Genomic DNA, 18,457 nt, shown 5'->3' with positions numbered 1-18,457 from the left:
ATAAAAAATAACGTTGGCTTCGTTTCAAAAAGAAACGAATGTTTTATTGTTGACGTTTTTGTTTGTTTAGTTTTCAAGGATCAATCCGCCGCCCTAAAAGCGACTTTTATAATGTACCATCTGACAACTTTTTTGTCAACAACTTTTTTTAGAAGTTATTGTGTCATCAGCGACGGATATTAATATAACAAGATATTAAACAAATGTCAACATTATTCCTAAAAAAATTCAGCTCTTTTTAAAGCTCCGTTTTACATTTAGTATATATTTCATACACTCTTGCTGTGATGCAACCCTTCTGAACAAAGCAAATAGAATTTTGTACCGCTCCTCCATGGCTTTTTTGACAATATGATCAATCCTTTCATCATTCAAATCGAATAATATTTCATCCAGTTCTCGTTTAATTAAGTACTCCATTTCTTTTACTTCCTTCTCGTTGATTAGAAGACCAAACATATAGTACCCTCCAAGAAAAATGTATGTTGTAGTATTGTTTTCCAATTTATCCATTTTTATAATCAGATCTTTTCCACATATTTTTCATATCACTGCATATGTATGAGACAAGGAATCGATTGGACGAGGTGGGAGAAGATGAATTTCTTTGTTGTGTTGAACGGGAAGGTATTGAAGAACGTAGCTTTAATATTGATCGCCGCTTTTTTTACAGCCTGGTTCCTTTTTATTGAAAACTTGGCTCAGATTCCTGTTTTTTCAATGAAGGAAGGTCCCAAAGCCATTTATAAAGGGGAAAAAAATTTGGCGCTTACCTTCAACATTGGCTGGGGCGATGAAAAAGCAGAACCGATATTGGATACTTTGAAAAATGAAAATGTAAAATCCGCCACTTTCTTTTTATCGGGCTCTTGGGCAGAGCGTCATCCGGATCTGGTTAACCGAATTGTCAAAGAAGGATTTGAGATCGGCATGCTGGGCTATAACTATATAGATTATACGGAAATAGAAGATGCCAGGATTGCCAAAGATATTTCAAAAGCACAAGAGGTATTTAAGAAACTGGATGTAAACGAGATAAAACTGCTGAGGGCTCCCACTGGACATTTTGACGAACGAACCATAAAAATTGCCAAACGCTATGGCTTCACTGTGGTCCATTGGAGCTTAGATTCTCAGGACTGGCAGAATCCTGGAGTTAAAAAGATTCTGGAAAACACAAGCAAAGCGGATAAAGGCGATATCGTCCTGCTTCATGCTTCTGACTCTGCTAAGCAAACAGCAAAAGCCCTGCCGCAAATCATCCAGGCGGCCCGCCAGAAAAACTTGAAGCTTGTGACAGTCTCCGAGATGATTTCCAACGGGGAAGCGCAATCAAATGAAATCAGGTAGTAAAACATATTTCGACAAAGTGAAAACCGTCAGATTAAACTGACGGTTTTTTGACTTTTTTATTCGGTTTCAATGCCGGTTTGCTTTGACGCTGACTCGCTTTAGCCTGCCGCTCTTGTTCGGATTTAGCATTTAATTTATGAAGAATCAATAATTGATAGGCATTACATACCAATAAGGAGAGAACCATAAGATAAAACCAATTTCGATCATTCACCGTGAGTACAGGGACCCATTCAATAATCGTTACCACAACCATAAAAAAAACGGCTGGTATAAACGCCTGGCGGTTGGTTTGCTTCATCTTAAACCAACCAGTTACGACTCCTGCTGCCAGCAGCACAATTGCCGGAATAAGGTAGGCAATTACCGAGTCCTCTGGTTTTGCAAAGTTTTCATACCGTAAGTAAACCAAATCAAATAAAGCGAAGAGAATGAACACCACTTGAACACCGTTCCAAAGGGAAACAGATTTAAATATTCCAATACCAAAGCGGTGAATGGTTAAGTACGCAAAAAATCCCATTTGGCTGATGGCACTGAAAAGAAATCCCATAAAAAAGAGCCAAATAAATGTGGAGGCAATATCAATCAGATTAAAATCGACAAAATAAGGCTGAAATTCATCCCAGCGGACAATAAAGCCAACGAATGCTGCCGTAAATCCGCCAACTAATAATGTATTTATAAACAATCTCACCAAATTGCGGCTTGTCACAATTGATACCTCCAGAAAAATAGTTAGTCCATACTTGATTGTACCAACACATTTATGAAAAATCCATAAATTGCGTCATCGGGCAGCGAATAATCTCCCTGTTTTTACTTCATTATAAAATTAAGGATTTTATGTGAAAGGAGCTTACCCATGAACCTAAAACACCTATTGCTCCTCCTGCCAGCTACACTGATTTTAGGGAGCTGTTCTGCACCTGATGCCAATGATCTCAGCGGAGGGCAACTCGATTATGACCAGACCAAAAAAATGGTAGTGGATATTCTAAAAACAGATGACGGGAAGAAAGCCATTCAAGAGGTAATGACCAGTGATGGGATGAAGGAAAAGCTGGTAATGGATCAGCAGGTAGTCGCTGACACCATTCAACAAACCTTGACATCTGATCAAGCAGCAGACTTTTGGAAGAAAACCTTTAGTGATACAAAATTCGCCCAAAGCGTAGCAAAAAGCATGAAATCCGAGAACCAGCAATTATTGAAGGATTTAATGAATGACCCGCAATATAGAGCCATGATGGTGGAGGTTTTTAAAGAACCGGAAATTCAAAAAGAGATGACGGATGCGTTAAAAAGCAAAGAATATCGAGAACATTTGCAGCAAGTCATCACGGAAACAGTCGATAGTCCCTTGTTCAGAGCCAAATTGGAAGAAATTCTAATGAAAGCTGCAAAAGAAACGGCCAATTCTCAAACAGGCGAAGAAAAAGCAGAGGAATAAGACGTTCAATCTATGGTGCCGCCATTGACGAGACAGTTACGATATAGACTAAAGCGCACACGGAAAAAAAGTGGCTGTCCAAAAAGCAAAGGGGTCAGACAGACAAGACCCCTTAATGGACAGCCCTTCTTCTGTGGAAAAACTCATTTAGACACTTAATTCAGCAAACCCGCCACTTTTTCAGCAATATCCAAGTAGATTTTTCCCAGCTTATGATCTTCCTGATAAATCGATGGAGCAAAATCCTCTTCATTCCAATCAGGCTGGTCAAGCGGCAGACGCCCAAGCACTTCCGTATTTAACTCTTCGGCCAACTTATCGCCGCCGCCGCGGCCAAATACATACTCTTTTTCCCCGGTAACCTTGCTCTCAAAATAAGCCATATTTTCAATAACACCAAGCACCTCATGGTTGGTCCGAAGCGCCATTGCACCGGCACGGGCAGCAACAAAAGCTGCCGTTGGATGTGGAGTGGTTACGATAATTTCCTTGCATGACGGAAGCATCGTATGCACATCTAAAGCCACATCACCAGTACCTGGAGGAAGATCCAGCAGCAAGTAATCAATTTCTCCCCATTCCACTTCATTAAAGAAGCTATTCAGCATTTTACCGAGCATTGGACCCCGCCAGATGATTGGGGCATTGTCCTCAACGAAGAACCCCATGGAAATGACTTGTACCCCAAAGCGCTCCACTGGAATAATTTTTTCCCCGCGGACAACAGGGCGTTTAGTGATCCCCATCATGTCAGGAACGCTGAAGCCATAAATATCCGCATCAATCAGACCCACTTTTTTGCCCAATCGTGCAAGCGCCACTGCCAAGTTAACCGATACCGTCGATTTGCCGACCCCGCCTTTTCCGCTTGCGATGGCGATGAAGGTGGTGCTCTCCGAGTTAAGCAGATTTTTGCCTTGTTCTGGTTCTGCCTGCCGGTTAACTGCCAAAACTTCATCAGAAAGCTGGCCGAACCGAATTCCTACCGTTTCCGCGCCAGCTTCCTTCAGCAAATTTACTACGTGTGTCTGCAATTGCAGCTGTTCGCTTGTCCCGGTTCTGGCAATATCAATTTTGACACTCACATGGTTTTTCTCTTGTTTGATTTTGACCTCCTCAATGGCGTTTAACTCCGCTAAGGTTTTATGTAAAAATGGCTCCTGGAGATTCCCTAAGATCTCACGTACCTGTGATTCTGTTAACATCACAAAACACCTCACCTTTTGAATTCGTTTCCACTCTTAGTATATCATAAACACCGTCAAAACCTGTTATATGCGTCACACCCGGTTATTTTATAAATAAAAATGGAAGGTGCGGTGGCTCCTTCCACTAATCTGTTTCTTTTAGTTCCTTTTCATTTGTAAAATAGCGGTTAATTCCGCGATAAATCGAATCTGCGATTTTTTCCTGATATGATTCTTTCTTTAGATTGGCCCGTTCCTGCGGATTGGAAAGGAAGCCGACCTCGACTAATACCCCTGGTTTTTTCGCATGCTTGAGGATATAAACCGAATTAATAGGCTTTGCTTTTCTATTGGTATTCCCTAAGTTTTCACGAAGCTCCTCTTGAATAAATTTAGCAGCCCGCGCATTTTCCTTAAAATGCGGTGCATAGAAGGTTTGGGCCCCGCTCCATCGTGACGAAGGAATGGCATTTAAATGAATGCTGACAAAGAAGTCATTGTCTGATTGATTGATCATACTCAGCCTTTTTTTTAAATCTTCCACTTTACGGCGGCTGTATCCTCTTGTTCCTGAGTCTGCCAAATCCGTATCCGTCTCACGCGTCATGACCACCAAGGCACCTTGCTCTTGCAGATAATCTCGTACCTTTAATGTAATATCCAGGGCTATATCCTTTTCTAACGCATCCTTTGGTCCGGCGCCGCCATCCGGCCCCCCATGTCCAGCATCCAGCAGGATGATTTTCCCTGATAAGGGCAGGTTCCAATTTTTCCATGAGTCGTCTTCGGAAAAGTCATATTGTAATATGAAAAATAACACGATTAATCCAGCCGCAAAAGCAATAATTTTTATCCTTTTTGACAGCACCCCAATCATTCCCTCCCGCTCGTCCCTTGTTCAATAAACTATATGGGACAAGGAAAGGAAATAGAACCAGGAATGTCAGGGCTCGATCAATGGAGTCGAAGCTTATGCCGCCTTCTGCCTTTTTCAAAGCCTTCACGCCACCAGTCATACACATATTGCTCACACAAATAATAAAGCGATTCGCTCATGGCCCCTTCTTCACCGTTTCCCCAAAAAAGCAAGAAATTAAATAAGGTGTCTGTTAAGTGTTTCTCCTCTTTATCGCAGCGCATACGGACTTTTTCCATTTCTTCACCATGATAACCAAACTTGCTGAATTTCGCTCCCAATAAATATGACTCAAGAGCTACGTCATAACAAGCTTCTTCTACACCTGCATTCATCATGACGCTTTGCGCCAATCTGGTTGAACCAAAGTAATGCTGAACTCGTTCCTTCAATCTATTGAGTGACAGGTCGCGAAGTACCGACCGTTCATATTTAATCTGCTTTTCACGTCTTTTTTCTCTAAAAGTTGTTATAACAGTCACTTCGATTCACCTCTTAGGACTATTCTTTATCCGTCGCTCCTAAGAAATGCAATGTGCCGCCCGTTTTCAGATTGCCAATTTTTATCCTGCATGAAAGCGATTGTTCCTCCTCATCACGCTTATCTCATCCTAAAGCAGTAGAAAAATTTAAGCTTTTTTTAAGGTATAATTTTCCAAAATTAACTATTCTAATAGCAACAAGATAAAGGGAGATGACATGATGAGGAACAAAAACAGTGATGATTATTGGAGCTTCTAAAGGATTAGGCCGTGCATTAGCATTGGCGTTTGCAAAAGAAGGCGCAAGGCTGGCGATCTGTTGCAGAACAGCAGAAAACCTGTTGAGGGTCTTACACAAACCTGGGAGGAGGAATTGTGTGAAACCAATATCCGCGTGAACATGGTCGATCCCGGCGAAATGGATACTCTATGCACTTGGCGAGCCAGTCCGGTATGAATATATTCATCACTCTTGGGCCATGGACTACTATCAAACCGTCTTTTCCAGCCGTCCCGGTTCAGTGGAAATACCTTCCGCTGGCAGGGCCTTTAGCTGGGAGCTGCTGTTTAAATTCCAGTTAAAAGACATCCAGCCTGATGAATTGGTGGTATCAATCAGAAAAATGATGGACGGCGAGAATCAGCTTCATCCGAAGGCAACCTCTCACCTATTAACGAACCTGTCCAATAGGAACATCCAGCAAGAGGAATTGACCAAACGCGAATTGGATGTGTTAAAAGAGATTGCAAAGGGAAAAAGCAACAAAGAAATAGCGGCATCCCTATTTATTACGGAGAAGACGGTAAAAACATACGTATCCAATCTATTGGCCAAACTCAGACTGGCTGACCGGACACAAGCCGCCCTTTACGCCGTTAAACACCATATCGCAGATTGAGGCTCAGTCAAAGGCTGTGCTAATTTTTGTCATAAAAAAACTCCCAGCCAAAATGACTGAGAGTCTTTGAAACGTAAAATTAACGTTTTGAGAACTGTGGTGCACGACGAGCGCCTTTAAGACCGTATTTCTTACGCTCTTTCATACGTGGGTCACGAGTTAATAGACCAGCGCGCTTCAATGTTGGACGGTATTCTGGATCTGCTTGCAATAATGCACGGGCAACACCATGACGGATTGCGCCAGCTTGACCAGTGTAGCCGCCGCCTTTTACGTTTACAAGAACATCGTAGCTGCCTACAGTTTCAGTAGCAACTAGTGGTTGTCTTACAACAACACGTAAAGCTTCGAATGGGATATATTCTTCAATGTCACGACCATTAATCACAATTTTACCTGTACCTGGAACTAAGCGCACACGTGCGACAGAGCTCTTACGACGGCCAGTACCAATGTATTGAACTTGTGCCAAGTTGATTCCCTCCTCTTAATTAACCGCGAAGCTCGTAAACTTCTGGTTTTTGTGCTTGATGTGGATGCTCTGCGCCAGCATACACATGTAATTTTTTGAACTGTTGACGGCCAAGAGAATTTTTAGGAAGCATGCCTTTAACAGCAAGCTCAATCATTTTCTCAGCATAGTTCGTACGCATTTCAAGAGCCGTTCTTTGCTTTAAACCACCTGGGTGTAAGCTGTGACGGTAGTAAATTTTGTCAGTTAGTTTCTTACCAGTTAATTCTACTTTAGAAGCGTTTAAGATGATGACATGATCACCAGTGTCAACATGTGGTGTAAAAGTTGGTTTGTTCTTACCGCGTAGAATGGATGCTACTTCAGAAGCAAGACGGCCAAGAGTTTTGCCCTCAGCATCAATTACATACCATTTACGCTCGATATTATTGGCATTAGCCATAAATGTTGAACGCATGAGTTTCCCTCCTAGATTTAAATCCGTAAAGATTATTAGTTTCGCACCTTCAAAGCGTTTAGCGTCCAAACCTGTTCCGGGGAGTGAATGCCAATGCCCTTGTGCGCTTCGATTTCATTTCAAATATGTTTAATCACGATGAAGACTTTCCGGGGCTTTATCGTGGGATTTAAAACACACACATATAATATAATAAAACCTTTAAGCCCTATTGTCAAGATAATGTTACACCAGGGACAGTTGTTTTTAAAATTGATGGGCATTTCCACTCGATGTAAGCCGCCTGATCCATCCGGATTCTACAATTCACGAATGGAATTCTACAAAATTCACCAATTATTCCGCAAAAATTGGATGTAATCCCCAAAACCAACCGAAATATAAGCGGATTCTACAATTAACGAGCTGAATTCTACAAAATGCACCCGGTATTCTACAAAATTAACCGGCTATTCTACAAAAATTGGATAATCATACCAATTTAACTAATAAAACACCTGCCAAAGATACAAACCATGTGCAGGAGCCGTTTTCCCGGCAAACCGGCGGTCCTTCTTCTCCAAAATCACGGGAATATCAAGAGGAGCCAGCTCGCCAGCTCCTACCTCCAGCAGCGTCCCCACCAGGATCCTCACCATGTTATACAAAAAACCATTGCCGACAAAACTTAATGTCAATAGATCCCCTTCCAAAGAAAAATCAATCTTTTCAATGGTACGGACCTTATCCTCCACCTCTGTCTTTGCAGAACAAAAACTAGTAAAATCATGGGTCCCAAGAAAATAGACACTAGCTCGCTTCATGGCGTCTATATCCAGCGGATAACGGTACTGGTACGCATAATGGCGTAAAAATGGGTCCCGCTTGCCGGATAAAAGCAGCTGATAGCGGTATTCTTTCCCCGCTGCATCAAATCGGGCATGAAAGGACGGACTGGCCGCTTCGACAGACAGAACCGACAGATCATCCGGCAGCAAGGAATTCATAGCGACTTCCCATTTTTCCGGAGGGATCGACAGCGGCGAGTCAAAATGGATGGACTGCCCTCTGGCATGAACCCCGGCATCCGTTCTGCCGGATGCCGTAACCTTCACATCATGGCCCTTATGAATCTTGGTTAACACGGCTTCGAGTACAGCTTGTACGGTCCGTTTTTTAGGCTGGACCTGGTAACCGGAAAAATGGGTGCCATCATAGGCGATGATTCCTTTAAACCTTTGCATCGGCGTACCTCTTATGTTCGAAATAGGATTAACAGCACAGTCAATACGGCCAGGATGACAAGCTGAACCGTATCTGATGCACCCCAGCTTAGCTGGCGGTATTTAGTCCGGCCTTCCCCGCCGCGGTACCCTCTCGCCTCCATCGCAATCGCGAGTTCCTCCGCCCGCTTAAACGAGCTGACAAACAGAGGAATCAATAAAGGAATGACAGCCTTGATCCGCTCCTTAAACGGGCCGCTGGAAAATTCCACTCCTCGGGCTGTCTGCGCCTTCATAATTTTATCCGTTTCCTGCATCAGGGTTGGAATAAACCTTAATGAAATGGACATCATTAACGCCATTTCATGAACGGGAAAACGGATCTTCTTCAACGGGTTCAGCAGCGATTCGAGACCATCGGTAATTTCAATTGGAGTCGTCGTTAACGTCAGCAGCGACGTCATCAAGATCAGGAAGAAAAACCTTAATGAAATAAAGACGCCCATCCTGACTCCTTCTTCATAAAATTTGATCGGTCCCCACTCAAATACCACACTGCCTTCTTTTGTAAAAAATAATTGCAGCAAGAAGGTTAAGACCACAAGCCATAATACAGGCTTCAGGCCGCCATATAAAAATCTGGCTGGCACTTTTGACAAACCCAGCATGAAAAAAGTATAAATAGCAATAAGTGCATAGGTCATCCAATTATTTGCTAAAAAGATAATACAAACAAACAGGAAGATAATGATCAATTTCGAACGCGGGTCCATTTTGTGGACCACAGAATCGGCTGGTACGTAACGCCCAAAAATCATTTTTTCCATCATGGGCGGACACCTCCGCTCACCATTTCTGCCACAGATGCCGCTAATTCATCGATCGTCAGACAAATTTTCCCGAGCTTTCGGCCGGTCCTTTTCTCGAGATTTAATTGAAACCGGACAACATCAGGAACATCTAATCCCATTTTTAACAGGTCTTCCGGTGAAGAAAAGATCTCCTCAGGCGTACCTTGTTTTGCTACCCTGCCCTGCTGCATAATCACAATTTGATCGGCGTACCTTGCCGCATCTTCCATGCTGTGGGTGACCAGGATCGTCGACAATTGCCTTTCCTTATGAAGCGAATAAAACATGTCCATAATCTCTTTGCGCCCGCGCGGGTCCAGTCCTGCTGTCGGCTCATCAAGAACAATCACATCCGGGTCCATCGCCAGGACGCCGGCAATGGCCACTCGGCGCATTTGGCCTCCTGAAAGATCAAATGGCGATTTTTCTAAAATGTCTTCTTCCAATCCTACTTGTGTCAGTGATACCCGGGCCCGTTCTTTTGCCTCTGCTTCCGAAACGCCGAAGTTCATAGGACCGAACATAATATCCTTTTCAACCGTTTCTTCAAACAGCTGATGTTCAGGAAACTGGAACACGATTCCCACTTTTTTGCGGACTGGCTTTAAATTTTTATTTTTCTGATGGGATTTGATTTGATAATCACCGATCTTGACTGTACCTTCTGTTGGCTGCAGGAGTGCATTCAAATGCTGCAAAACGGTAGACTTTCCAGATCCGGTATGCCCAATCAGCGCCAGGTAGGTGCCCGATGGAATATGAATCGATACATCGGCAATCGCCAGGCGCTCAAATGGGGTATTGGCCTGATACCGGTATTCTACCTTTTCGAGTGAGATGTCCATATCTCTGTCACCAACTCTTCCTCCGATAAATAACGCTTCGGTAAATTCACACCCTGCTGCCTTAGAGCTTTCCCCATCTTAACTGAAAACGGAATGTCTAATCCTAATTGGATGAGTTCATCATCCATCGAAAAAATCTCCTCGGGTGTTCCTTCCCGATAGACTTCCCCTTTATTCATGACAATCATCCGATCTGCTTTGGCCGCTTCCTCTAAATCATGGGTGATGGAAATGACCGTCAACAGTTTTTCATCCTTTAATGCCCTTACGGTTTCTAGCACTTCCTCCCTGCCTCGAGGGTCCAGCATCGAAGTCGCTTCGTCTAGAATAATAATGGATGGCCTTAATGCAAGCACACCGGCAATGGCGACGCGCTGTTTCTGGCCTCCAGATAGATGGTGGGGCTCTTGATCTAGAAATGCATCCATTTTTACCTTTTTCAAGGCATCTTTCACCCGCTCAACCATTTCTTCTCTTGGGATCCCCATATTTTCTAAACCAAAAGCCACATCATCTTGAACCGTCGTCCCGACAAACTGATTATCCGGATTTTGAAAAACCATCCCTATTTTGCGTCTGATCTCCCAAATGGTCTCTTCATTCAATTTGGTTCCGGTGACGATAATTTCGCCTTCGTTCGGAAATTGCAGACCATTTAGCAGCTTTGCCATAGTCGATTTTCCTGAACCATTATGGCCGACAATCGCCAGCCATTCTCCCTCGAAAATATCAAAGGAGACAGACTTTAGTGCCTTCCTGTCTTGTTCATCATATTGAAAGGACACTTCTTTTAGTGACACAATCGGCTGTCTCATTGCGGCAAATCCCTCCCTAAACTATACCTCTGCTCTGCTCTAGCTATCCTTACATACAAAAAAAGCCTGCACCTCATCCCAGGGCAGTGCTTGAATATAATCAACCGCATGCAAAAAATGCATTATACAATTGGATGAGGTGCATAAGCTAGACGAGACGCAAAACATTCACGCACTACCAGGGGCCAGGCGGTAAATGTCAAACTTAAAAAGATAAATTGAATGCCCTCTATCTTTCAAAAGTTTCTCCTTCCCTGTGGAGTCACGCTCATCATAACGCTCTTTTTGGCTGTACTATAGGCCGTAACCTACAGAAAAAGGGCAGAGAACAAGTTTTTGTAACGAAACTGTCCAGTACCCTTGTTGTCTGTTCAAGTTATTAAACTAACTCGATAATAACCATTGGCGCACCGTCACCGCGGCGAGGTCCAAGTTTCATAATACGAGTGTAGCCACCTTGACGCTCTTGGTAACGAGGAGCAATATCAGCGAATAGCTTTTGAAGTGCATCTTGACCGTTCTCTGCATTTGCTACTTCATTACGAACAAAAGCAGCTGCTTGACGGCGTGCATGAAGGTCTCCGCGCTTTCCTAGAGTGATCATTTTTTCAACAGTTGAGCGAAGTTCTTTCGCACGAGTTTCTGTTGTTTCAATACGCTCGTTGATGATTAAATCTGTTGTTAAGTCACGAAGCATAGCTTTACGCTGTGCACTTGTACGTCCTAACTTTCTGTATGCCATGAAGGGTTCCCTCCTTTTTGAAGTCTTTATGTCTTTTGGTCTGGCTTAAATCCAACTAATCCAAAAAAATTAATCGTCTTTCCGTAAGCCTAACCCAAGCTCTTCTAGTTTTGCCTTCACTTCTTCAAGTGATTTACGGCCTAAGTTACGCACTTTCATCATATCTTCTTCAGTCTTATTAGCTAATTCCTGAACAGTGTTGATGCCTGCACGCTTTAGGCAGTTATAAGAACGAACAGAAAGGTCCAATTCTTCAATTGTCATCTCTAGAACTTTTTCTTTTTGATCTTCTTCTTTTTCAATCATGATCTCAGCATTCTGTGCTTCATCCGTCAATCCGACAAAGATATTCAAATGCTCAGATAAAATTTTTGAACCAAGCGCAATTGCTTCTTTCGGGCCGGTGCTGCCATCTGTCCAAACATCAAGTGTCAGTTTATCGAAGTTGGCTAATTGACCCACACGAGTATTTTCTACTTGGTAAGATACACGAGAAACTGGCGTATAAATTGAATCAATCGGAATAACACCAATTGGCTGATCTTCACGCTTGTTTTGCTCCGCAGGTGTATATCCCCGACCACGCTTTGCTGTTAAACGCATATGGAGATGTCCATTTGCTGATAACGTTGCGATATGAAGATCAGGATTCAATATTTCTACGTCACTATCATGAGTAATATTACCAGCTGTAACAGGTCCTTCACCTTGAACATCGATTTCAAGAGTTTTCTCTTCATCAGAGTAAATCTTTAAAGCGATTTTTTTAATGTTTAGTATGATGGATGTTACATCTTCTACGACGCCTTCAATTGTTGAGAACTCATGAAGTACACCATCGACCTGAATCGCGGTAACAGCGGCACCTGGGAGTGAAGATAATAGGATACGACGTAAGGAGTTACCCAAAGTGGTACCATATCCACGCTCAAGCGGCTCTACTACGAACTTACCGTACTTGGCATCATCGCTGATCTCAACCGTTTCGATTTTTGGTTTTTCTATTTCGATCATCAAATAACCCTCCTTCAAAACGTCGAAACCTCGACTAGTATTTACTAATCGAAATTCCCCCATGTATACGTTCCCGTTCTGTGCACAACAACTGGAATAAATAATTTCTGGAAAAATTTATATCATATCCCATTATAGACGGATGATACAAATTCTATACAGAAAAATTACACACGACGACGTTTTGGTGGACGGCATCCGTTATGTGGAACAGGTGTAACATCTTTAATAGCTGTTACTTCAAGTCCTGCAGCTTGAAGAGCACGGATTGCAGCCTCACGTCCTGCACCAGGACCTTTAACTGTAACTTCTAATGTTTTCATGCCATGGTCAATGGAAGCTTTAGCAGCTGTTTCAGCAGCCATTTGGGCAGCGAATGGAGTAGATTTACGAGAACCTTTAAATCCAAGCGCACCTGCACTAGACCAAGAAATCGCATTACCATGAACATCAGTGATTGTTACAATTGTATTATTAAAGGTTGAGCGGATATGAGCAATACCAGCTTCAATATTCTTTTTAACACGACGTTTACGTGTATTCGTTTTACGTGCCATTTAAATAACCTCCTTTACCGATTACTTCTTCTTGTTCGCAACAGTCTTACGAGGACCTTTGCGTGTACGAGCGTTGTTTTTCGTATTTTGTCCACGAACAGGCAATCCACGACGATGACGAAGACCGCGGTAGCAGCCGATTTCCATTAGACGCTTAATGTTAAGAGATACTTCACGACGAAGGTCACCCTCAACTTTTAATTTGTCGATGATATCACGAATTTTGTTTAATTCGTCTTCAGTTAAATCACGTACACGAGTATCTTCAGAAACACCAGCTTCTGCTAAGATCTTTTGTGCAGTTGGTTTACCAATACCATAAATATAAGTTAAAGAGATAACTACACGCTTTTCACGTGGAATATCTACACCAGCAATACGTGCCATTAATGTGCACCTCCTATCAATTAACCTTGTTTTTGTTTATGTTTAGGGTTTTCACAGATAACCATAACTTTACCGCGTCTACGGATGACTTTGCACTTTTCGCAGATCGGTTTAACAGATGGTCTTACTTTCATTATCCTAACCTCCTTAATAGTACGGAGTGCAATCAGATTATTTAAAGCGGTAAGTGATTCTTCCGCGTGTTAAGTCATATGGAGAAAGCTCAACAGTTACTTTGTCACCTGGCAGGATGCGAATGAAGTGCATTCGGATTTTACCAGAAACATGAGCTAGCACAGTATGACCATTTTCTAATTCTACCTTAAACATGGCATTTGGCAAAGTTTCAATGACCTTGCCTTCAATTTCAATAACATCATCTTTGGCCATCGGTCTTTAGCTCCCTTCTCTTATCAGACTAGCGTTCAGTAACAGCATGTAGCAGTGCAAAGCGGGTCTACTTGTATAAGGATTAGCTTGCAACTTTACAATTTTACCATATAACAAGAGTTCTGTCCGCTAGTAACAATTAGAAATTATACTTTTTGCGGATGAATAGCCATTTGCTCCCCACTACATATGAATCGCATGGGAGTGTCCTGCAAGACCGCTCACCCGGCTTCCCGCATGATGAATGCTGCCTTGGTTAGGACTAGAAACAATCATCAACGCAGACCCTCAAGTAATTGTTCGATCTCAGCAAATACCTTTGTAATATCTTGCTGGCCGTCAATTGAACGTAGATAACCTTTTTCCTCATAAAAAGTTAATAATGGTTCTTGCTGCTTAATATTTACGTCCAATCTGTTTTGAACCGTTTCAGCATTATCATCAGCACGTTGATAAAGCTCACCGCCGCAGCGGTCGCAAACACCCTCTTTTGCAGGAGGATTAAACACGAGATGATAGGTTGATCCACAGTCTTTACAGATGCGGCGTCCAGTTAAACGCTCCATTAAGATACTTTTATCAACATTGATATTGATAACGTAATCTATTTTTTTACTTAACTCTTCAAGTAGATTTTCTAACGCTTCCGCCTGAGGAACTGTTCTAGGAAAACCATCAAGCAAGAATCCTTTTTCACAGTCATCTTTGCTTAAACGTTCACGGACAATGCCAATCGTTACATCATCTGGAACAAGTTCGCCTTTATCCATAAAAGATTTGGCCTTTAATCCCAGTTCTGTACCTTCTTTCATTGCTGCACGGAACATATCTCCAGTTGAGATATGAGGGATGCCGTACTTTTCAACAATTCTTTCAGCTTGAGTGCCTTTGCCGGCACCAGGAAGCCCCATTAATACTAAGTTCACACGTGTTCCCCCTCGTGCTAAGAATGGGTTTTAGGGGCCCTATGGTCCCCAAACCCTCTATTTTATAAACCCTTTATAGTGACGCTTCACTAATTGTGCTTCTAACTGTTTATACGTATCAAGAGCAACACCGACAACGATCAGCAGACTCGTTCCGCCAATTTGGGCCGATTGCGGCAAGTTCGCCACTTTGATGAAGATAGTAGGAAGAATCGCAATAACAGTTAGGAAGAGGGCACCGACAAAAGTTAACCGGTATAGAACACGAGTTAAATACTCTTGAGTACTTTTCCCTGGACGGATACCTGGAATATATCCGCTTTGTTTTTGCAGATTCTCTGCTGCCTGCTCAGGATTGACTTGAATAAACGCATAAAAATAAGTAAACGCAATGATAAGAGCCGCATAAAGAGCCATCCCGATCGGATGTGTATAATCAAATACTTTTGTAATCCATAGTGTCACATCATTTGTAGGGAAAAATGATGCAATGGTTCTTGGGGTTACAATAAATGAGATAGCAAAGATAACCGGAATAACACCTGCAGCATTCACTTTCAACGGCATATGTGTTGATTGTCCGCCGACAGGAGTCCGTCCCACTGCCATCCGTTTTGCATACTGAATTGGAATTTTGCGTACTGCTTGCTGGATGAAGATAACCCCAACAACGATTGCGATGATTGCTAGGGCGATGATAATCATTGTTACGATCCGTAAAAACAACTGCTCGCCTGCATTTTCAAACTGCTGAACATAAATCTGATTGAAGGTAGTTGGCAATCCGGCTACAATACCAGCAAAGATAATGATGGAAATTCCATTTCCAACACCATGTGCCGTAATTTGCTCACCTAACCATAATAAGAACGCTGTACCAGCTGTTAAGACAATAGCAATCAATAAGTACGTTGTAATCCCTGGATTTTCGATCAATTGTCCGTTAGCTAAATTATTAAAGCCATAGGACATACCCAATGCCTGGATGAAGCCTAAAATGACCGTAAAGTAACGCGTAAATTGCGCTAACTTACGACGGCCGGCATCCCCTTGTTTGGACCATTCGGTAAACTTAGGGACAACATCCATCTGCAATAGCTGGATAATAATAGACGCTGTAATGTAAGGCATAATACCCATGGCAAAAATGGAGAATTGCTTTAATGCTCCACCGCCAAAAGTATTAAGAATGCCAAAGACACTTAGTTCATCCTGTGATGCTAAAATATCCGCATTGACATTTGGAACCGGAAGAAACGTTCCAATCCGGTAAACAACTAACATTAAAAGGGTGAAAATGACCTTTCGACGAATTTCACCCACACGCATAAAATTGGAGAGAGTACGGAACATTAGATCACCTCAGTAGTTCCACCAGCAGCTTCGATCGCTTCCTTAGCAGCAGAGGAGAATTTGTGAGCTTTAACTGTCAGCTTTTTCTCTACATTCCCTTTTGCAAGAATTTTGATTCCTGCTTTTTCGTTGCTTACTACACCTGTTTCGATGAGAAGTTCTGGAGTAACTTCTGTTCCATCTTCAAAGCGATTTAAAGCATCAAGATTAACTACTGCAAACTCTTTACGGCTAATGTTTGTGAAACCACGTTTCGGCAAACGACGGAATAAAGGTGTTTGACCACCTTCAAAACCTAAACGTACGCCACCGCCTGAACGAGCATTTTGACCTTTATGGCCTTTACCGGCTGTCTTGCCTTGACCAGATCCGATACCACGTCCTAAGCGTTTGCGCTCTTTCCGAGAACCTTCTGCAGGTTTTAATTCATGAAGTTTCATTTTGGCACCTCCTTATTCAAGAAAAACAACCATTTTATTGTTCTTTAACTGTTACAAGGTGAGACACTTTGGTAATCATGCCACGGATGGCAGCATTATCTTGGTGTTCAACTGTTTGATTTAATTTACGTAAACCCAGCGCTTCAACTGTTGCGCGTTGATCTTGCGGGCGACCAATTAGGCTTCGGCTGAGGGTAATTAAAAGTTTATTTGCCATTTTATTTCCCTCCTTATCCTAATAGTTCTTCTACTGATTTACCACGTAATTTCGCTACGTCTTCAGCACGTTTTAATTGTTTTAACCCATCAACAGTGGCACGAACCATGTTGATTGGAGTGTTAGTTCCTAATGATTTAGAAAGGATATCTTGTACCCCAGCTAATTCAAGAACCGCACGAACTGGACCTCCGGCGATAACTCCTGTACCTTCTGAAGCAGGCTTTAGCAGGATTTCTCCAGCACCAAAACGACCGATTACTTGGTGAGGAACAGTAGTTCCAACCATTGGCACTTCCACTAAGTTTTTCTTAGCATCTTCAATTGCTTTACGAATGGCATCAGGTACTTCCTGTGCTTTACCAGTACCGAAACCTACATGACCGTTTTTATCTCCGACTACAACTAGAGCAGAGAAACGGAAACGACGTCCACCTTTAACAACCTTTGCAACACGGTTGACGGTTACTACGCGTTCTTCAAGTTCAAGTTTGTTTGGATCAATACGACGCATCTTTCTTTAGTCCCTCCTTTGTCTATTAAAATTGTAAGCCGTTCTCACGAGCCGCATCTGCTAATGCTTGAATGCGTCCATGGTATAGGTATCCCCCGCGGTCAAATACAACTGCAGTGATCCCTTTTTCAACTGCACGTTTTGCAACTAATTCTCCGACCTTTTGTGCAGCATCAATATTGCTTGTAGACTCAAGACCGAAGTCTTTTTCTACTGTAGAAGCACTTGCTAAAGTAACTCCATTCAAGTCATCGATTACTTGAGCATAAATATGTTTGTTAGAACGAAACACATTTAGACGCGGACGAGCAGAAGTACCGCTTAGTTTCGCACGGACACGAGCGTGTCTTTTGCGGCGAACAGCGTTTTTATCTTGCTTCGTAATCATTTACGTCACTCCTTTCGTTTACCTACGCGGCATTACTTACCAGTTTTACCTTCTTTACGGCGAACATATTCACCTTCGTAACGGATTCCTTTGCCTTTATATGGCTCTGGAGGACGGACTCCGCGGATATTGGCTGCTAATGCGCCAACACGTTCTTTATCCGTGCCTTTTACCGTAATCTTTGTATTGGCTGGAACTTCGATTTCAAGACCTGTTTCAGGCTCGATCTCAACTGGGTGAGAGTAACCTACGTTTAATACTAGTTTGTTACCTTGTTTTTGCGCACGGTAACCAACCCCGATTAACTCAAGTCTTTTTTCAAAGCCTTTAGAAACACCTTCAACCATGTTGGCAATCACGGCACGAGTTGTTCCGTGTAATGCGCGGTGTTCTTTTGCGTCAGAAGGACGAGTAACCGTTACTTCGTTCTCTTCTATGTTAATTGTGATGTCAGGATTAAAAGAACGAGTAAGTTCGCCTTTTGGTCCTTTAACAGAAACTGTGCTGTTGTTAACAGTAACTGTAACTCCTGCTGGAATTTCAATAGGTTTTTTTCCTACGCGAGACATTTAAGTAGCACCTCCATTCATTGAAAAA

General features: G+C 42.6%; 28 protein-coding genes. 4 read left to right on the top strand and 24 right to left on the bottom strand.

Features of this window, described 5'->3' with window-relative positions; translation table 11 throughout:
• Positions 1–228: 228 nt before the first annotated feature.
• On the bottom strand, positions 229–459 hold the full coding sequence (locus tag NFS43_RS16885) for a hypothetical protein (RefSeq protein ID WP_251553913.1): 231 nt from the start codon (positions 457–459) through the stop codon (positions 229–231).
• A 138-nt stretch (positions 460–597) separates the two neighbouring features.
• On the opposite strand from NFS43_RS16885, the gene pdaB reads away from it, so the two are divergent.
• A complete protein-coding gene (gene pdaB, locus NFS43_RS16880) occupies positions 598–1,350 on the top strand; it encodes a polysaccharide deacetylase family sporulation protein PdaB (RefSeq protein ID WP_251553912.1) in 753 nt (250 codons plus the stop codon).
• A 34-nt stretch (positions 1,351–1,384) separates the two neighbouring features.
• On the opposite strand, the gene NFS43_RS16875 is transcribed toward pdaB, so the two are convergent.
• Positions 1,385–2,068 (bottom strand): KinB-signaling pathway activation protein, encoded by a 684-nt coding sequence (locus NFS43_RS16875; protein ID WP_251553911.1) that lies wholly within the window; start codon positions 2,066–2,068, stop codon positions 1,385–1,387.
• 150 nt (positions 2,069–2,218) lie between these two features.
• Here NFS43_RS16875 and gerD point away from each other — a divergent pair, with 150 nt between their 5' ends.
• Complete coding sequence (gerD, locus tag NFS43_RS16870) at positions 2,219–2,806, top strand: spore germination lipoprotein GerD (RefSeq protein ID WP_251553910.1); 588 nt, start codon at positions 2,219–2,221, stop codon at positions 2,804–2,806.
• 155 nt (positions 2,807–2,961) lie between these two features.
• Here the strand turns inward: gerD and NFS43_RS16865 are convergent, their stop codons facing one another.
• From NFS43_RS16865 to NFS43_RS16855, 3 genes are all read right to left on the bottom strand, one after another.
• Positions 2,962–4,011: an Mrp/NBP35 family ATP-binding protein gene (locus NFS43_RS16865; RefSeq protein WP_251553909.1), complete on the bottom strand. Its 1,050-nt coding sequence runs from the start codon at positions 4,009–4,011 to the stop codon at positions 2,962–2,964.
• A gap of 127 nt (positions 4,012–4,138) precedes the next feature.
• Positions 4,139–4,858 (bottom strand): N-acetylmuramoyl-L-alanine amidase CwlD, encoded by a 720-nt coding sequence (gene cwlD, locus NFS43_RS16860; RefSeq protein ID WP_251553914.1) that lies wholly within the window; start codon positions 4,856–4,858, stop codon positions 4,139–4,141.
• An 89-nt stretch (positions 4,859–4,947) separates the two neighbouring features.
• The gene (locus NFS43_RS16855; RefSeq protein ID WP_251553908.1) at positions 4,948–5,391 is read right to left on the bottom strand and encodes a YbaK family protein; all 444 of its coding nucleotides are present in this window, start codon (positions 5,389–5,391) and stop codon (positions 4,948–4,950) included.
• 239 nt (positions 5,392–5,630) lie between these two features.
• Between NFS43_RS16855 and NFS43_RS16850 the strand changes: the two genes are divergently transcribed.
• Entirely contained in the window at positions 5,631–5,789 is a 159-nt protein-coding gene (locus NFS43_RS16850) for an SDR family NAD(P)-dependent oxidoreductase (RefSeq protein WP_251553907.1), read from the top strand.
• Between the two features lie 9 nt (positions 5,790–5,798).
• Positions 5,799–6,290: a response regulator transcription factor gene (locus tag NFS43_RS16840; protein WP_420910339.1), complete on the top strand. Its 492-nt coding sequence runs from the start codon at positions 5,799–5,801 to the stop codon at positions 6,288–6,290.
• Positions 6,291–6,369: 79 nt separating this feature from the next.
• Here NFS43_RS16840 and rpsI read toward each other — a convergent pair whose 3' ends face one another.
• The 19 genes from rpsI to rplF all read right to left on the bottom strand — a co-directional run bounded on the left by rpsI (position 6,370) and on the right by rplF (position 18,429).
• Complete coding sequence (gene rpsI / locus NFS43_RS16835) at positions 6,370–6,762, bottom strand: 30S ribosomal protein S9 (protein WP_251553906.1); 393 nt, start codon at positions 6,760–6,762, stop codon at positions 6,370–6,372.
• Positions 6,763–6,781: 19 nt separating this feature from the next.
• Positions 6,782–7,219: a 50S ribosomal protein L13 gene (gene rplM, locus NFS43_RS16830; RefSeq protein ID WP_042454011.1), complete on the bottom strand. Its 438-nt coding sequence runs from the start codon at positions 7,217–7,219 to the stop codon at positions 6,782–6,784.
• A gap of 485 nt (positions 7,220–7,704) precedes the next feature.
• Positions 7,705–8,442, bottom strand: a complete 738-nt coding sequence (truA, locus tag NFS43_RS16825) for a tRNA pseudouridine(38-40) synthase TruA (RefSeq protein ID WP_251553905.1) — start codon at positions 8,440–8,442, stop codon at positions 7,705–7,707.
• 11 nt (positions 8,443–8,453) lie between these two features.
• A complete protein-coding gene (locus NFS43_RS16820; protein ID WP_251553904.1) occupies positions 8,454–9,251 on the bottom strand; it encodes an energy-coupling factor transporter transmembrane component T family protein in 798 nt (265 codons plus the stop codon).
• Positions 9,248–10,117, bottom strand: a complete 870-nt coding sequence (locus tag NFS43_RS16815) for an energy-coupling factor ABC transporter ATP-binding protein (protein ID WP_251553903.1) — start codon at positions 10,115–10,117, stop codon at positions 9,248–9,250. The genes NFS43_RS16820 and NFS43_RS16815 overlap by 4 nt, the downstream gene beginning before the upstream one ends.
• Positions 10,093–10,932 carry an energy-coupling factor ABC transporter ATP-binding protein gene (locus NFS43_RS16810; protein WP_251553902.1) on the bottom strand — a complete coding sequence of 280 codons (840 nt, stop codon included), beginning with the start codon at positions 10,930–10,932 and terminating at the stop codon, positions 10,093–10,095. The genes NFS43_RS16815 and NFS43_RS16810 overlap by 25 nt, the downstream gene beginning before the upstream one ends.
• Before the next feature lie 379 nt (positions 10,933–11,311).
• On the bottom strand, positions 11,312–11,674 hold the full coding sequence (rplQ, locus tag NFS43_RS16805) for a 50S ribosomal protein L17 (RefSeq protein WP_251553901.1): 363 nt from the start codon (positions 11,672–11,674) through the stop codon (positions 11,312–11,314).
• 69 nt (positions 11,675–11,743) lie between these two features.
• A complete protein-coding gene (locus tag NFS43_RS16800) occupies positions 11,744–12,688 on the bottom strand; it encodes a DNA-directed RNA polymerase subunit alpha (RefSeq protein WP_251553900.1) in 945 nt (314 codons plus the stop codon).
• A 167-nt stretch (positions 12,689–12,855) separates the two neighbouring features.
• Entirely contained in the window at positions 12,856–13,245 is a 390-nt protein-coding gene (gene rpsK / locus NFS43_RS16795) for a 30S ribosomal protein S11 (protein ID WP_251553899.1), read from the bottom strand.
• 21 nt (positions 13,246–13,266) lie between these two features.
• Entirely contained in the window at positions 13,267–13,632 is a 366-nt protein-coding gene (gene rpsM / locus NFS43_RS16790; RefSeq protein WP_042453996.1) for a 30S ribosomal protein S13, read from the bottom strand.
• Positions 13,633–13,652: 20 nt separating this feature from the next.
• Positions 13,653–13,766 carry a 50S ribosomal protein L36 gene (rpmJ, locus tag NFS43_RS16785; RefSeq protein WP_000868344.1) on the bottom strand — a complete coding sequence of 38 codons (114 nt, stop codon included), beginning with the start codon at positions 13,764–13,766 and terminating at the stop codon, positions 13,653–13,655.
• Between the two features lie 37 nt (positions 13,767–13,803).
• Entirely contained in the window at positions 13,804–14,022 is a 219-nt protein-coding gene (infA, locus tag NFS43_RS16780) for a translation initiation factor IF-1 (RefSeq protein WP_007085268.1), read from the bottom strand.
• A gap of 275 nt (positions 14,023–14,297) precedes the next feature.
• Entirely contained in the window at positions 14,298–14,948 is a 651-nt protein-coding gene (locus tag NFS43_RS16775; protein WP_251553898.1) for an adenylate kinase, read from the bottom strand.
• Between the two features lie 57 nt (positions 14,949–15,005).
• On the bottom strand, positions 15,006–16,301 hold the full coding sequence (secY, locus tag NFS43_RS16770) for a preprotein translocase subunit SecY (protein ID WP_251553897.1): 1,296 nt from the start codon (positions 16,299–16,301) through the stop codon (positions 15,006–15,008).
• Positions 16,301–16,741, bottom strand: a complete 441-nt coding sequence (rplO, locus tag NFS43_RS16765) for a 50S ribosomal protein L15 (protein WP_251553896.1) — start codon at positions 16,739–16,741, stop codon at positions 16,301–16,303. Before rplO ends, secY begins: the two co-directional genes overlap by 1 nt.
• Before the next feature lie 34 nt (positions 16,742–16,775).
• The gene (gene rpmD / locus NFS43_RS16760; RefSeq protein ID WP_251553895.1) at positions 16,776–16,958 is read right to left on the bottom strand and encodes a 50S ribosomal protein L30; all 183 of its coding nucleotides are present in this window, start codon (positions 16,956–16,958) and stop codon (positions 16,776–16,778) included.
• A gap of 13 nt (positions 16,959–16,971) precedes the next feature.
• A complete protein-coding gene (rpsE, locus tag NFS43_RS16755) occupies positions 16,972–17,472 on the bottom strand; it encodes a 30S ribosomal protein S5 (RefSeq protein ID WP_251553894.1) in 501 nt (166 codons plus the stop codon).
• A gap of 25 nt (positions 17,473–17,497) precedes the next feature.
• Positions 17,498–17,860 carry a 50S ribosomal protein L18 gene (gene rplR / locus NFS43_RS16750; protein ID WP_251553893.1) on the bottom strand — a complete coding sequence of 121 codons (363 nt, stop codon included), beginning with the start codon at positions 17,858–17,860 and terminating at the stop codon, positions 17,498–17,500.
• A gap of 32 nt (positions 17,861–17,892) precedes the next feature.
• On the bottom strand, positions 17,893–18,429 hold the full coding sequence (gene rplF / locus NFS43_RS16745) for a 50S ribosomal protein L6 (protein WP_251553892.1): 537 nt from the start codon (positions 18,427–18,429) through the stop codon (positions 17,893–17,895).
• Between the last annotated feature and the right edge of the window lie 28 nt (positions 18,430–18,457).

This window comes from Neobacillus muris, assembly GCF_943193175.1.
Taxonomy (GTDB): domain Bacteria; phylum Bacillota; class Bacilli; order Bacillales; family Cytobacillaceae; genus Neobacillus; species Neobacillus muris.
Note: the sequence above shows the minus strand (reverse complement) of the source record. Positions and strands in the feature narration are given on the sequence as shown.